The organism is Acinetobacter sp. RW6 (assembly GCF_041956835.1).
In the GTDB taxonomy this organism is placed as follows: Bacteria; Pseudomonadota; Gammaproteobacteria; order Pseudomonadales; family Moraxellaceae; genus Acinetobacter; species Acinetobacter calcoaceticus.
In genome coordinates, this window is record NZ_CP167121.1 from 1,531,972 (window position 1) to 1,546,098 (window position 14,127).

12 protein-coding genes are annotated in these 14,127 nt (G+C 38.9%); 4 read left to right on the top strand and 8 right to left on the bottom strand.

The window, feature by feature from the left end; genetic code table 11:
* Window positions 1-8: 8 nt before the first annotated feature.
* Both ACB088_RS07140 and ACB088_RS07145 read right to left on the bottom strand, forming a co-directional pair.
* Complete coding sequence (locus tag ACB088_RS07140) at window positions 9-1,742, bottom strand: fumarate reductase/succinate dehydrogenase flavoprotein subunit (protein WP_375038473.1); 1,734 nt, start codon at window positions 1,740-1,742, stop codon at window positions 9-11.
* A 28-nt stretch (window positions 1,743-1,770) separates the two neighbouring features.
* On the bottom strand, window positions 1,771-2,514 hold the full coding sequence (locus ACB088_RS07145; protein ID WP_375038474.1) for a GntR family transcriptional regulator: 744 nt from the start codon (window positions 2,512-2,514) through the stop codon (window positions 1,771-1,773).
* A 251-nt stretch (window positions 2,515-2,765) separates the two neighbouring features.
* Here ACB088_RS07145 and chrA point away from each other — a divergent pair, with 251 nt between their 5' ends.
* Window positions 2,766-4,115 (top strand): chromate efflux transporter, encoded by a 1,350-nt coding sequence (gene chrA / locus ACB088_RS07150; RefSeq protein ID WP_375038475.1) that lies wholly within the window; start codon window positions 2,766-2,768, stop codon window positions 4,113-4,115.
* Window positions 4,116-4,134: 19 nt separating this feature from the next.
* Here chrA and ACB088_RS07155 read toward each other — a convergent pair whose 3' ends face one another.
* Window positions 4,135-4,989 carry an AraC family transcriptional regulator gene (locus ACB088_RS07155; protein WP_309950773.1) on the bottom strand — a complete coding sequence of 285 codons (855 nt, stop codon included), beginning with the start codon at window positions 4,987-4,989 and terminating at the stop codon, window positions 4,135-4,137.
* A gap of 166 nt (window positions 4,990-5,155) precedes the next feature.
* On the opposite strand from ACB088_RS07155, the gene ACB088_RS07160 reads away from it, so the two are divergent.
* The gene (locus ACB088_RS07160; protein WP_375038476.1) at window positions 5,156-6,073 is read left to right on the top strand and encodes a DMT family transporter; all 918 of its coding nucleotides are present in this window, start codon (window positions 5,156-5,158) and stop codon (window positions 6,071-6,073) included.
* 33 nt (window positions 6,074-6,106) lie between these two features.
* Here the strand turns inward: ACB088_RS07160 and ACB088_RS07165 are convergent, their stop codons facing one another.
* From ACB088_RS07165 to ACB088_RS07180, 4 genes are all read right to left on the bottom strand, one after another.
* Complete coding sequence (locus ACB088_RS07165) at window positions 6,107-7,111, bottom strand: homoserine dehydrogenase (protein WP_375038477.1); 1,005 nt, start codon at window positions 7,109-7,111, stop codon at window positions 6,107-6,109.
* A 111-nt stretch (window positions 7,112-7,222) separates the two neighbouring features.
* A complete protein-coding gene (locus ACB088_RS07170; RefSeq protein WP_375038478.1) occupies window positions 7,223-8,014 on the bottom strand; it encodes a sulfite exporter TauE/SafE family protein in 792 nt (263 codons plus the stop codon).
* A gap of 180 nt (window positions 8,015-8,194) precedes the next feature.
* Window positions 8,195-9,850: a TIGR01244 family sulfur transferase gene (locus ACB088_RS07175; protein ID WP_375038479.1), complete on the bottom strand. Its 1,656-nt coding sequence runs from the start codon at window positions 9,848-9,850 to the stop codon at window positions 8,195-8,197.
* A gap of 9 nt (window positions 9,851-9,859) precedes the next feature.
* Window positions 9,860-10,555, bottom strand: a complete 696-nt coding sequence (locus tag ACB088_RS07180) for an MBL fold metallo-hydrolase (protein ID WP_375038480.1) — start codon at window positions 10,553-10,555, stop codon at window positions 9,860-9,862.
* A gap of 192 nt (window positions 10,556-10,747) precedes the next feature.
* On the opposite strand from ACB088_RS07180, the gene ACB088_RS07185 reads away from it, so the two are divergent.
* Both ACB088_RS07185 and ACB088_RS07190 read left to right on the top strand, forming a co-directional pair.
* On the top strand, window positions 10,748-12,019 hold the full coding sequence (locus ACB088_RS07185; protein WP_375038481.1) for a sigma-54 interaction domain-containing protein: 1,272 nt from the start codon (window positions 10,748-10,750) through the stop codon (window positions 12,017-12,019).
* Window positions 12,020-12,088: 69 nt separating this feature from the next.
* The gene (locus tag ACB088_RS07190; protein ID WP_092705672.1) at window positions 12,089-13,000 is read left to right on the top strand and encodes a bestrophin family protein; all 912 of its coding nucleotides are present in this window, start codon (window positions 12,089-12,091) and stop codon (window positions 12,998-13,000) included.
* Window positions 13,001-13,047: 47 nt separating this feature from the next.
* On the opposite strand, the gene ACB088_RS07195 is transcribed toward ACB088_RS07190, so the two are convergent.
* Window positions 13,048-14,106 carry a 2,3-butanediol dehydrogenase gene (locus tag ACB088_RS07195; protein ID WP_375038482.1) on the bottom strand — a complete coding sequence of 353 codons (1,059 nt, stop codon included), beginning with the start codon at window positions 14,104-14,106 and terminating at the stop codon, window positions 13,048-13,050.
* Window positions 14,107-14,127: the final 21 nt, after the last annotated feature.

The following is a 14,127-nucleotide window of genomic DNA, read 5'->3' on the forward strand; positions in this document are numbered from 1 at the left end:
TGATTTATTTAGTCTGCAAGAGCAACATCTTTTTGAATACGTAAACGGTCATAAGACACAGCTTCATCTTGATTAATTGGAACCACATAAGGCTCGATTGTTTTTTTAAAACTGGTCATGTTGCCGTGTTCATCTTTTTTCAAATGTGCGTGACAGAACCAATCCGAGTTATTTTTTTGAGGGAAATCTGCTCGGTAGTGATAAAGTCCCCAACGGCTTTCCTCTCTAAAAAGTGAGGCTCTAGCTGCCATTTCCGCACAGTCTCGAATAAAAGAAACTTCAGCAGCACGCATCAGTTCATGCGGATTTCTGGCAGAGATTCGCTTAATATCTTGTTTTATTTCTTCAAAGCGTTTAAGCCCAATTTCCATTTTTTGGCGAGTTTTGGGTGGCTGCAAATAGTCATTTACAAAACGGCGCAGCTTATATTCCACCTGTTCCGCTGGTAAACCTTCTGAGCAATCAAGCGGTGCAAAGATTCGTGCTTTCTCTGCTTCTATTTCACTTTGGTTCAATTCACTATCTACAATTTCACTCACATAGTGCGCGGCATTTACTCCAGCGAACCAGCCATAGGTAAATGCACCAAGCATATAATTATGAGGTACGGCAGCCATGTCTCCTGCACTATATAAACCTTTAACTGAAGTTTCTGCTTTTTCATTTACCCATACACCAGAAGCACTGTGACCACTACAAAAACCAATTTCTGAAATATGCATTTCCACCATATCTTGACGGTAATTGGTTCCTCGGCCCTCATGAAAACGTCCACGGCTTGGGCGCTCATTGGTATGTAAAATCTCTTCAATGGTTTGAATCGTTTCTTCAGCCAAATGATCTACTTTTAAATAAACAGGACCATTACCACTTTCTAATTCTTGATAAAACTCCCACATCATTTGACCACTCCAGTAGTCACATTCAATGAAACGTTCACCTTTACTGTTGGCGGTATAACCTCCTAAAGGACCAGTCACATAGGCACAAGCTGGACCGTTATAATCTTTAATCAGCGGATTAATCTGGAAGCATTCTAAATTGGCAAGCTCAGCTCCTGCATGGTATGCCATGGCATAACCATCACCTGCATTGGTTGGGTTTTCATAAGTTCCCATTAAATAGCCTGAAGCTGGCAGACCTAAACGCCCTGCTGCACCACAACATAAAATGGCAGCTTTAGTTTTAATGACATAGAAATCGCCACTACGGCAGTCAAAACCCAATACCCCATTGATTGCACCCTGTTCATTTTTTAAAAGCTTCGTGGTGACAATCCGATTATTAATTTTGACCTGAGCACGCTTTAACTGACGATATAAAACTTTTTTAACATCATGGCCTTCGGGCATTGGCAAAACATACGCCCCCATGTGATGTACTTTTTTTACTGCAAATTCGCCAGTCTCATCTTTTTCAAATTTAATGCCCCATTGATCAAGCTGTTGAATAGTTTTAAAACTATGCTTGGCATAAGCATATACGGTTGCCTGGTTCACAACGCCATCGTTGGCAATCGTAATTTCTTTGGTGTATTGCTCTGGTGTTGCATACCCCGGAATGATGGCATTATTAAGCCCGTCCATTCCCATTGAAATCGCACCGCTACGCTTTACATTCGCTTTTTCAATGAGTAAAACTTTTAAATTGGGATTTTCTTGTTTTGCTTTAATTGCTGCCATTGGCCCAGCAGTTCCACCACCAATAACCACAATATCAAACTCAAGATATTTAGTTTCCATTGTATATTCCTTATTTTTATTTCTGTTCTTAACGATGAATACGTAAACGGTACTGGAAGGTATCGCCCGAAAAATAGAGATATTCATAGTCAAGCGGTTGGCCATTTGCATCATGAGTCAAACGTTCGACCCGTAATACCGGAGTGCCGATTTCGACTTGTAGCAAAGCAGCTAATTCTTCATCTGCTACGGTTGCATCAATACTTAAGTCTGCGTGACCCAAAGGAATGTCACACTCTTCTTCTAGGGCTTTAAAAATATCGGTAGTACGTAAATCAATCGCTTTTTCTTTAAGTTTCAAACCAATGTGTTCTGGCAAATAAGTCAACTCATAAGAAACAGGCTGACGGTTTAGCAAACGAACACGCTGAATTTCATACACATTGGCTTTAACCGGTAGTTTCAATTTCGGCACGACATGCATCGGAATTTGCTTAAGTTCAGCTGAGATGACCCTGTTCAAAATTTCGTGACCCGCAGATGACATTGCTTCTGCAAAACCCTGCAAACTTGAAATGTTCTGGAATGTTTTTGGCTTGCTTACAAAAGTCCCTTTACCTGGAACTTTAAAAATATAGCCTTCTAACTGTAATTGGTTGAGTGCTTGGCGAACTGTAATTCGACTCACACCGAACTGTTCAGCAAACTCATTTTCAGATGGAATTTGACTCAGCACAGCATATTCACCATTTACGATTTTATTGAGAATGAGTTCCCTTAATTGATCGTAAAGAGGCTTATGATTTTTTTGATCTTGGGGTAGCTGGCTCACGACTTGCAACCTGTTATAACAACTTGAGCAAATAATGTTTAAAATGTTTCCTCTTTGGAAATAATTTAAAGCGATAACTTTAGTTTAAAAAATAATTTCTATTAATTTCAAAGTATTGATATGTGCAAAAACGTAATATTGAAGAAATTATCATCAAAAGTACATTTGGCTTTGCTATGCTGTTAAAAATAATTTGGCCTTTCTAAAGCAGATATTTTTATAAATTAAGTTCTATTTTTGAAGAGATGGACATGCAACAAAAACAACAAAATACCAATGATGATTCAGTGGAACAGGTCACCTTCTGGCAAGCCTTTTTATTTTGGCTCAAGCTTGGTTTTATTAGTTTTGGGGGACCAGCTGGACAAATTGCAGTGATGCATCAGGAACTAGTTGAACAAAAACGCTGGATATCCGAAAAAAGATTTTTACACGCGCTTAACTACTGCATGTTGTTACCAGGCCCTGAAGCACAGCAATTGGCAACTTATATTGGTTGGCTTATGCACAGAACGGCTGGAGGATTAGTTGCAGGTATTCTATTTGTATTGCCCTCTTTATTTATTTTAATTGGACTGTCTTGGGTTTATATAAAATTTGGAGATGTTCCGGTTATTGCGGGAATTTTTTATGGGATTAAACCTGCTGTCACCGCAATTGTTTTCCATGCAACTTACCGTATAGGTAGTCGCTCACTTAAAAATAAGTTTTTATGGGGCGTTGCAATTGCTGCTTTCTTTGCTATTTTTGTTTTAAAACTTCCTTTCCCGCTTATCGTTTTATCGGCAGGTATTGCAGGCTATTTAACGAGTAAGAAATATCCTGAGCTATTTTCTTCAGCAGGTGGCCATAAAGCCAGCCAAAAAAATTATGGTCGAGCATTTATTGATGATGATACACCCACACCAGAGCATGCTAAATTTCACTGGTTAGGCTTACTAAAACTCGTTTTAATTGCCATCGGCTTATGGTTATTACCCATCTTAGCTTTAGGTTCATATTTTGGATGGCACCATTCTTATACTCAAATGGCATGGTTTTTTACTAAAGCAGCCTTACTTACTTTTGGTGGTGCATACGCCGTTTTACCTTATGTTTATCAAGGTGCAGTTAATAATTTTGGGTGGCTTTCACCTACTCAAATGATTGATGGACTCGCTTTAGGTGAAACCACACCAGGTCCACTGATTATGGTTGTTGCTTTTGTTGGTTTTTTAGGAGGTGTGAATCATGCACTACTTGGTCCAGAACATCTATTTTTTGCTGGAGCACTCGGTGCTGTCATTGTGACTTGGTTTACTTTTCTTTTTTCATTTTTATTTATTTTTGCTGGCGCACCCATTATTGAATCTACCCATAATGAGATTAAGTTTACTGCCCCTTTAACAGCAATAACAGCTGCTGTGGTTGGTGTGATTTTAAATCTGGCATTATTTTTTAGTTACCATGTTTTATGGCCACAGGGTTTTTCTGGTTACTTTGATATTACGGCAGCTTTAATTACAGTCGCAGCATTTATTGCCTTGTTCCGCTTTGAAATTAATGTGTTATACGTAATTTTTACATCTGCTCTTATTGGCTTGTTGGTTTATCTTTTATAGAAAATTAACCATGAGTCCTTTAACGCAACTGTGAAGGACTCATGCCATAAAACTGTTTAAAGCGATGGCTCAAATGACTTGCTGAACTAAAGCCACATACCAATGCAATGTCTTGTAAAGAAAAGTGTGAAGACTGAATTAGTCCTTTTGCCTTGGTTAAACGTCTTTGCATGACATATTGGTGAGGTGCCATATTCATAGATTGTTTAAACATATGGGCAAAATGATATTCGCTTAAGTTCACGACATTTGCCAAATCTGACAAAGTCAGAGCTTGATCGAGATGATCTTCAATCCATTCTTGAATATATTTGAGCTTATGAGGCGCAAGCCCGCCTTTAATAACAGGCTGTTGCCATTTAACATTGCTATATCTTCGAATTAAATGATTTAGCAATAAACTGGCGGTTGTACTCATTTGTAAATGGTTTGAAGAATCTTGCCAGTCACAGTCGAGTAAGAAAAACTGATATAAAGCTCGAATCCGTTCGTCGTCATTAAAGACAACTTCATTTAGTTCAATTTGATTAGGCTCTTTGTCCCATATTTTTTCAGCAACATCACGCAAATGTTGGTCGGTATAATACAAATGAACGAATTTGAGACCACCTCGTATATCCCAAGTCGACTCCTGATGTTCAGGTAATAAACAAAAACGACCCGGCCCACCGCCATTTTTCCAGCCTACTGGTGTTTTTTGATAGCTTTCATAGCCATCTTGAATATAGAGACTTAAAGTGTGGTGATCGCTACAGACACTTACACGATCTTGCTGATTAGACCAAAATGCAAGTTGCATATTTTCATCAAGCACCACGGTTTCGTGAAGCTTGGCTTTAGATTGCTGTAGCTGTTCTAAAGTTTGATAGGCCATGCAAAATTAAAACGAATATCATTGAGCTTAAGTTAAACATATTCAGTAAAATTGAGCTAGTTTAGATCTATAAAAAACGCAAGATCTTGCATGTACAACACAAGAATATATACGTGAAAAATGAAGCATTCCTCGATACTTAATGTTAGTAATCGAGGATGAATTTATGAATATTTTACTCTATGTTGCGGTGGTGTTGATTTGGGGAACAACATGGATTGGAATTGCCATTCAAAGTCACTATGCAACACCAGTCGTCGCAATTTTATGGCGTTTTGCCATTTCAGCCTTATTGCTTTGGGTTATTTTACTATTTTCAGGAAAATTACAACGAATTGCTTTAAAAGATCACTTGTTCTGTATGCTGCAAGGCCTTTGTGTTTTCGGCCTAAACTTTATTTGTTTTTATACCGCTGTTAAATATGTAAATAGCGGTTTAGAGTCTGTTATTTTTTCGATGGCTGTTTTCTTTAATGCCATTAATGCGCTTATCTTTTTTAAGCAAAAACCTTCCCCAAACTTTGCTCCAGCTGCACTTTTAGGCCTAGGTGGTATTGTTCTACTATTTTGGCATGACCTGATTAATAGCCAGTTTAATGCGCAGTTATTAATGGGTATTGGGCTATGTTCTATAGGTACTTACGGTTTTTCTTTAGGGAATATGATTAGTGTTAGACATCAGAAACGTGGCCTAAATATCTTTTCAACAAACTGTTATGCCATGACCTATGGTGCATTGGTAATGTTAAGTCTGGCTTTATTTACTGGCCAAGATTTAATGCCTCCGATGAATTTTCCATTTTTAAGTTCGGTACTTTACTTAGCTGTATTTGGTACGGTTATTGGCTTCTCTGCTTATTTTTCTCTGGTTGGGCGAATTGGTGCTTCAAAAGCAGCATATAGCACCTTACTTTTCCCTTTAGTCGCGCTTTCTGTTTCTACCTTCTTTGAAGGATATGTTTGGACCTTAAACGCTCTATTCGGAATCTTATTAATCTTACTCGGCAATTACTTAATGTTTAGTAAGTTTGAAATTGGAAAAAAGTTATTTAATAGTCAAAAAAGTTGTGAGAAGCAGGCCTAAAAGCCTGCTTTTTTTTATAAATCATGATTAATTTTAGCAGCCCGTTTTAAGCATCAGCTCGAAATCTTTTAAAGCTGCGGCTGCTGTGGCTAAGGGCGCGGATGCTCCTCCACTTACAACAAGTTCGCCCATTTCTCGCGTTAACACCCGAATGCATTTATTGGAACCTTGAAGGTGGGCAAAAGGATGATTTGCTGGAACTAATCGTAATTCAACACCTGTTTGAATTTGCTGATTCTTAATGTGAATAAAACCCACCAGACGAGGAATTAGATCTTCTTTTTTCCAGTCACGAATATGACCGGCAGTAACGTGGCTGATTCCTTGTCTTGGAATATCTTTAATTTTTACATCAGCCCCCAAAACAGTATTTGCCAATATCGTAATTTTAGCAGCGGTATCCCATCCATCTACATCAAAAGAACTATTAGGTTCGGCAATACCTTTTGCTTGGGCTTTTTCAAGAGATTCTGCAAACGCACATTCATTTTGCAACATATCATTTAAAATAAAATTTGTGGTTCCAGTAAAAACACCTTCTATTTCTAAAATCTGACAGCCAGCCAAGTTATATTCAAACAAATCAACTGTCGGTAAAGCCGCAGCCGTCGCGCCGCTAAAAAATAATTTTTTATTGTGTTGATGCGCCAAGTTAATTAATTTTTTACCTTCTACGACTAAAGCACCTTTAGATACTGCTATCGCATTCATGTTATGTGTTAAAGCATAATTTAAATAAAATAGGCCTTTGCCTCCTGTCACATAATCACTTGGCCCAGTCTCAATAATGACATCCGCTTGTACCTGTTCTAAAAACTTTTGCTCAGTTAGACCTGCTTGATATTGAGTTTTATCTAGCCATTTGGCAGCTTGTAAACCGTCTTGATCAATTAAGCCTGATGATGAGTTGCAGACACCTACTAAACGGGTATCAATTTGATATTTTTGTTTATAGTATTCAGATCGATTTAAAAGAAGCTCTGCAATTTGTTGCCCAATCCGTCCAAAACCACAAATTGCCACGTTGACTCGCTTCATATCTTTTTCTCAAAAAACTTAAATGGTTTAAATAAAAAATTTCCAAAGATAATTTTAAGGCTTCATTTGGAAACTTTGTATCTATAAAGGTGAGTTAAAATACTATATCACTTAGATATTTGTGAGATTAACAATCTTAACTACCATATAAATTGCGACAGCAAAAACCATTAAAGCAAAGACTTTTTGTACAATTGCAGCCGGAATAAAACGAATGGCTCTGCGCCCTAATAACATACCGAATGCACATGCGAGCGCAAATGCACTAGTAATAGCTACGGGATAGTGAAAACCCTCTGCAATATGCATCACAATACTCATTCCACTAATGAGAAAAATAATCATAAGAGAGGTTGCGACAATACTATGCATGTCGAGATTAGTGACTTTTCTAAGCGCAGGTACAATCACAAAACCACCGCCAACCCCTAACATTCCCGTTAAAAGCCCAGCAATAATCCCGATGCTCGCAAGAACGCTTCCCGTTTTAAAGTTCCAGATAAAACGCCCCGTACTTGGGTTGACCTGACACGGCGGGTTGTGGAAATCCGAAACTCGGTTACTGATGAGTCGATAGCCCACTGTAAACATAACTAAGCTAAACATGAGCATAAGCCAAATAGGAGAAATGGTGTTGGCTATTAAAATTCCGATATGTGCCATAGGTGCGCCAATAAGGGCGATCCAGATTGCAGCACGATAACGAACCATCTTTTTAAATAGCCCTTCAATCGTTCCAATCAGTGTAGACAGCGCAACTGCCAACAACCCAATCGGTGCTGCTTGAGCTACGCTCCAGCCTTGACTGGTCATGAGCGCAGGTACAGCAAGAATACCCCCACCTGCACCAGTAAGACCAAGTAAAAAGCCAATCACAATGCCTTCAACGACAAGTAATAACATATCAGAAGCCTAAAATTTCATGTTTTTCATTTGTAATGAACTACTGTATTTACTTGAATCTAGTTCTCACCTTCTTTCGAAGCTTTAACCGCTTCTCAGGGTAAAGCGTTGCTTTACTTATCCTCTTCCACTCGAACACAGTTCTCGTCTTGCGCTCGGGTAAAGATTATTAATCTTTACTTATCCTCGCTCAGGTTTGACCATCCATTCGCGGCCTTTGAGCATGCCTTGCCAATAAATCGGTGGCAAAATTTGCTCTTTAAGTAACCAAGCTAAGCGAGATGGTTGCTGCCCATCAATCACCCATTTTGGAAAACTTGGAAGCAGCTTGCCACCATAACCAAACTCAGCCAGAACGATTTTTCCACGCTCTACAGTCAGTGGACATGAACCATAACCGTTATATTCACAAAAGTTTTGCTCACCTTTAAGTTGCGCTAGAACATTCACAGCGACAATTGGAGCTTGAGCGCGTGCTGCCGCAGCAGTTTTGGCATTAGGCGCATTCATCACATCACCTAAAGCAAAAATATTGGCATGCTCGGTATGTTGTAAAGTTTGCGGGTTAACGCTCACCCATCCAGCTTCATCAGTGAGAGTACTGGCACGAATAAAGTCTGGAGCTTGTTGCGGTGGAACAACATGCAGCATATCGAAATCTGTCTCAACCAATGCTGCATTTTCTTCATTTACTACCTTAAAACAAGCCTTCTTCGCAGGCCCATCTACTTTGACAAGTTGATGGTTAAAGTGCAGTTCAGAACCATATTTTTCGACATATTGCATCAGTGCAGACACATATTCTTTCACACCAAATAGAACACCGCCGCTGTTATAAAAATGGATAGAAATATCTTTAAGTTTGCCTTGCTTTAACCAATAGTCGGCTGAGAGGTACATCGCTTTTTGAGGAGCACCAGCACATTTAATCGGCATAGGTGGCTGGGTAAAGATTGCTTTTCCACCGTTTAGCTGTTGTACCAATTGCCATGTATAAGGTGCCAAGTCATAGCGATAGTTAGAGGTCACTCCATTTTTACCAAGGGTTTCGACTAAACCGTCAATCCCATGCCAATTCAGTTTTAAACCGGGGCATACAACCAATGCTTTATATTGAATCGGTTGGCATCCTTCCAAAATAACTTGATTGTGCTCAGGGTCGAATCCGGCAACAGCAGCTTTCATCCATTTAACTTTGGATGGAATTACACTTGCCATTGAGCGTGCTGTTACTTGCGGCTTAAAAATTCCAGCCCCTACCATGGTCCAGCCGGGTTGATAATAATGCGTATCTGCTGGATCAATAATGACAATATCTAAATTCGGTTCACGGCATAAAAGACTAGACGCTACAGAAATTCCAGCTGCACCAGCACCCACAATCACAACGCTATAGCAAGGAATCGTTGCTGGTTCATGATCACGTTTTAAAATACGTGGCACCAAGCCTTTCAAGTTAAAGCCAAGTTTGTTACCTGTTTCGACTAAAAGTGCTGCATTTGAAGGATCAACTTCTGCTAAAGCCCATAGACTGATAGCACGCATGCCAGAACGGCAATACGCTAAAACAGGTTTCTGAGTATTGTGGTAAAACTGCTTAAACTCGGTAACTTGCTGATCGGTAATTTTGCCACTTGTCACTGGTTGATAAATTACATTTAGGCCATATCGCTGAGCTGCTTCTTCAATTTCAATCACATTCGGCTGATCCGGACCTTCTCCATCTGGACGGTTACAGATCAGAGTTTTTATCCCCTGATCTGCAATTTTTGCGACTTCATCAGCAGTGATTTGACCAGCAACATAAAAATCTTGATTAATTCGTTTGAGTTCCATATTGCCACCCTAAGATTGCGAAGTTGAGCCACAGGCTTGATTAGCTGGTAATGCTTTATCGATCTGTTTTGGATATGGCAGATTTAAATCATTCATTAATTTAATAAAATCTTCACGGGAGCGTTTTTGGCCTAATCGTGAGTTATATAAACGTTCATTTCCAATGGTTGAAGACAGACGACCTTTGTAATCATGTCCCGGATAAACAATTGTATGGTCAGGCAAACTGAAAAGTTGTTTATGAATACTGTCATAGAGCGTTCCAGCATTACCCGCTTGGAAGTCAGTTCGACCACAACCATCAATTAATAATGCATCGCCAGTGAAAACCATGTTTCCAACTAGATAACTCGTACAAGCATTGGTATGACCTGGTGTATAGCGCGCTTCAATACTGAGGTTGCCAACTTTAAGCATGCAACCATCTGTGATTAAAATATCTCCACAATTTACACCTGAATTTCGGTGTAAAACTGATTTGCAATGAAAGCGTTCACGAAGTAAATTCGCAGCAGTAATATGATCTGCATGTACATGGGTGTCTAAGGTATAGACGAGCTTAAATTGATGCTGTTCTAATTCTTTTGTATAAAGCTCTATATCTGATGCGACTGGGTCAATAAAAACGGCTTCTAATGTTTCTTCACATGCAAGCATATAAGTATAAGTCGAACTTTCTTGTTCAAAAAACTGTTTAAAGAACATGATTTATACCCCCAATAATTTATTTCTTTCCTATATTTTGCAAATAAGATGCCAATTATTTTAATTTAGATAATAAATATAAAAATCAAATATTTAAATTAATTATTAAATTTGACTTGAGAAAATAAACGCCACTTGATGTTTCAACAAAACTCAAGTATGTTTCAATGAAACGCTGGTGAAACACAAACAATGGCAAAGTTAAATTTTGAGTCAGAACAAGATTTTTTTATTCTATTTGAGCAATTAAAGGCTTTATTCCCACGTGCCAGTTTGTTTTTAGCAGATATAACGACTCAAGCAATTCACTATAAATTTAATACAGATGACATTTCCGTTGAGAGCATGGCGGCTCTGGTTCAAGATCATCACAACCAATATCTTGAAATTAATACGCATAAAATTAAAAAGCGATTTATCTATCAAGAACATGACATTTATATTAGCGAAAACCATTTTATTGGGAAGCTACATATTTTACAGCCAGTTGGCACAGAAGATGATATTGCTGATCAAGTGCAACTAACAGAGCAGTTACAAGACTTAGCCAAGGTTTTTAATAGTTGCTCACCAGAAATGGCCCGCATGTTTTCAATTATTCAAAGAGTGGCAATTACTGAGTTTCCAGTACTCGTACGCGGCGAATCTGGTAGTGGTAAAGAACTGGTGGCAAAGGCTATTCATGATTATAGCCAACGTAAAAATAAGATCTTTGTTGCCATTAACTGTGCTGCTCTAAATGCCAATATTTTAGAAAGCGAACTATTTGGGCATGTTAAAGGCGCTTTTACTGGAGCAATTCGCGACCATAAAGGCGTGTTTGAACGTGCCGCAGGTGGAACTCTGTTTCTAGATGAAATTGCCGAGATTCCTTTAGAACTTCAGGCTAAATTATTGCGGGTTTTAGAAACTGGTGAATTTACCCCAGTCGGTGGTGAAAAACCTATTCAGGCCAATGTCCGTATTATTACAGCAACACACAAAGCTTTACGTGAGGAAGCTAAGGCTGGGCGTTTCCGTCACGATCTACTCTACCGTTTACGCGTGATTCCAATTTTTATACCGCCTCTTAGAGAACGTAAAGTTGATATTCCACTCATTGTCGATCAGATTTTAAAAGAAAATTCAACTCAACTCGACACAATGCCTCGTCAAGTCAATCAAAAAGCCATGCAGGTTTTACTGAATTATGATTGGCTGGGGAATGTTCGTGAGCTTAAAAACACCTTGCTTTATGCTTTAACTATGGCAAATGGTAAGGACGAAATTGAAGTCGAAGACTTACCGAATGAACTCTTAAATGCTGAGGATTACGTTAAATTACCAGAGTCAAATACAGAGCTTAGTCCAGAAAATGTGCAAGCAGCTTTAGAAAAATACAACCACAACCTGAATATGGTGGCTAACATTTTTGGAATTAGCCGCACTACGCTTTGGCGATATAGACAAAAACATAAGCTTTAGGTAGGTATTTATCTGATCTAAGGCGTATCATACTGCACTTGGTTAGGTCCGTTAGTTCAAAGGCTTTCTATGATTGTTCGCGATAAAAGCAGCGTTTTTAAACTCTTATTTGCATGGAAAGGAACAGTTCTACCCAAGGTTTTACCTGCGCTAATTTTTGTTGTTCTTATTTCAGCATGCGTAGTCTGGCTTTCTTATTATCATTGGATTCAAATTCCTACCGTTCCCGCAATTGGATTTACCATCTTTGGTGTGATTCTTTCAATTTGTACCGGTTTTAGAAATAACGCCTGTTATGACCGTTGGTGGGAAGGACGCAAACTTTGGGGAGCTTTAATTGCAAATGCAAGGCATATTGTCAGAGATAGTCATGTTCTGTCCAATGAACAACGTGAAAATTTAATTCATCAAGTCTTAATTTTTAGTAATTTATTGCGTGACCGTTTGCGCCAACAAACAGCAGAGCCAACGAAATTTCTTGAACATGCCTATTTAAATAACTCTTCACTTGATTATTTAAATGAGCATATTAATGCGCCTCAGTTTGTACTCGAAAATATTCAAAAAGATTTAGTCAAAGCTTTAAAAGATGGCGAAATTAGTGACATTATCTACAGCACATTAACGCGTCATATTGTTGAGCTAGGTAATATTCAAGCAGGTTGTGACCGAATTGCTGGTACACCTTTACCCTATTCATATTCAGTACTTTTACATCGCGCTGTTTATTGTTTCTGTTTCATATTACCGTTTAGTCTTGAAGCAGCTTTAGGTATTTGGACACCACTTATTGTGGGCTTAATTGCTTATATGTTTTTAGGGCTAGATGCCTTAAGTGCCCAAATTGAAGAACCTTTTGGTTTGCAAGAAAATGATTTACCTCTTGATTCTATTGTACGTTTAATTGAACGAGAGTCTTTAAGCTCTTTAGGACAACCATTACCCCCTATTATTGAAGCCCAAAATAACAATTTACTTTAATAAAAAAGAGCGAATTATCGCTCTTTTTTATTGGTTTAGATGTCTACTTATGGCTGTACGATAATCTTAACGGCGGACTCATTGTTATGAATTAAGGTTTCAAAACCTTGTGAAATCAAATCATCAAGTTGAATACGCTGGGTAATAAAAGGTTCCAGATTTATTTTACCCTCCTCGACCAGCTTAATGGTTTCCTGATGGTCATTGACGTAGGCAATTGTACCTCGCACATCCAGCTCTTTCATCACCACACTATGCACATTAATTGATGCTGGATGGCTCCAGATCGAAACAATAACAATAACGCCTGTTGGTTTCACTGCCGCAACCAAAGTATCTAAAACTGTGTTCACGCTACTACATTCAAACGCAACATCAACGCCATCACCATTGGTGATTTTCATGATCTCAGAAACCACATCAACTTCAGATGGGTCTAAAATATAATCTGCAACTCCCGACTCTTTGGCTTTTTCCTTACGTTTTGCACTCAACTCGGTAATGATGACTTTAAGACCTTTCGCTTTTAAAATTGCCGAAAGCAGTAAACCAATTGGGCCCGCACCACCAACCAGAGCAATATCACCAGCCTTCGCGCCACTGCGGACATAAGCATGATGACCAACCGATAACGGTTCAATTAATGCAGCCTGATCCAGCGGAATTTTATTTGAAATTGGGTGTACCCAACGGCGTTTAACCGCAATTTTTTCCGATAGACCGCCGCCACGACCACCTAAACCAATAAAATTCATATTTTTGGAAAGATGATAATTATCTCCTGGCCCAGTCGGTACATCATCCGCCACAATATAAGGCTCTACGACCACATGTTGACCGACTTCAATATCATCAACACCTTCACCTACGGCATAGACTACACCAGAAAACTCATGTCCCATGGTGATTGGAGCAGATTCGCCTGAAATAGGATGAGGATGTCCACACGGTGGAATAAAAATCGGTCCTTCCATAAATTCATGCAAATCTGTACCACAAATTCCACACCAAGCAACCTTAATGCCTACAGTACCGGGAGTGACTTCTGGTTCTGGGATATCTTCAATACGGATATCGCCTCTGTCATAAAAACGCGCTGCTTTCATTATTATCTCCCTCAAATCAGG

Bases quoted from the DNA above. Each gene is read 5' to 3' on its own strand.
- ACB088_RS07190 (WP_092705672.1), top strand. From the start codon at position 12,089: ATGATTGTTCGCGATAAAAGCAGCGTTTTTAAACTCTTATTTGCATGG.
- chrA (WP_375038475.1), top strand. From the start codon at position 2,766: ATGCAACAAAAACAACAAAATACCAATGATGATTCAGTGGAACAGGTC.
- ACB088_RS07165 (WP_375038477.1), bottom strand. From the start codon at position 7,111: ATGAAGCGAGTCAACGTGGCAATTTGTGGTTTTGGACGGATTGGGCAA.
- ACB088_RS07180 (WP_375038480.1), bottom strand. From the start codon at position 10,555: ATGTTCTTTAAACAGTTTTTTGAACAAGAAAGTTCGACTTATACTTAT.
- ACB088_RS07170 (WP_375038478.1), bottom strand. From the start codon at position 8,014: ATGTTATTACTTGTCGTTGAAGGCATTGTGATTGGCTTTTTACTTGGT.
- ACB088_RS07175 (WP_375038479.1), bottom strand. From the start codon at position 9,850: ATGGAACTCAAACGAATTAATCAAGATTTTTATGTTGCTGGTCAAATC.
- ACB088_RS07140 (WP_375038473.1), bottom strand. From the start codon at position 1,742: ATGGAAACTAAATATCTTGAGTTTGATATTGTGGTTATTGGTGGTGGA.
- ACB088_RS07160 (WP_375038476.1), top strand. From the start codon at position 5,156: ATGAATATTTTACTCTATGTTGCGGTGGTGTTGATTTGGGGAACAACA.
- ACB088_RS07155 (WP_309950773.1), bottom strand. From the start codon at position 4,989: ATGGCCTATCAAACTTTAGAACAGCTACAGCAATCTAAAGCCAAGCTT.
- ACB088_RS07195 (WP_375038482.1), bottom strand. From the start codon at position 14,106: ATGAAAGCAGCGCGTTTTTATGACAGAGGCGATATCCGTATTGAAGAT.
- ACB088_RS07185 (WP_375038481.1), top strand. From the start codon at position 10,748: ATGGCAAAGTTAAATTTTGAGTCAGAACAAGATTTTTTTATTCTATTT.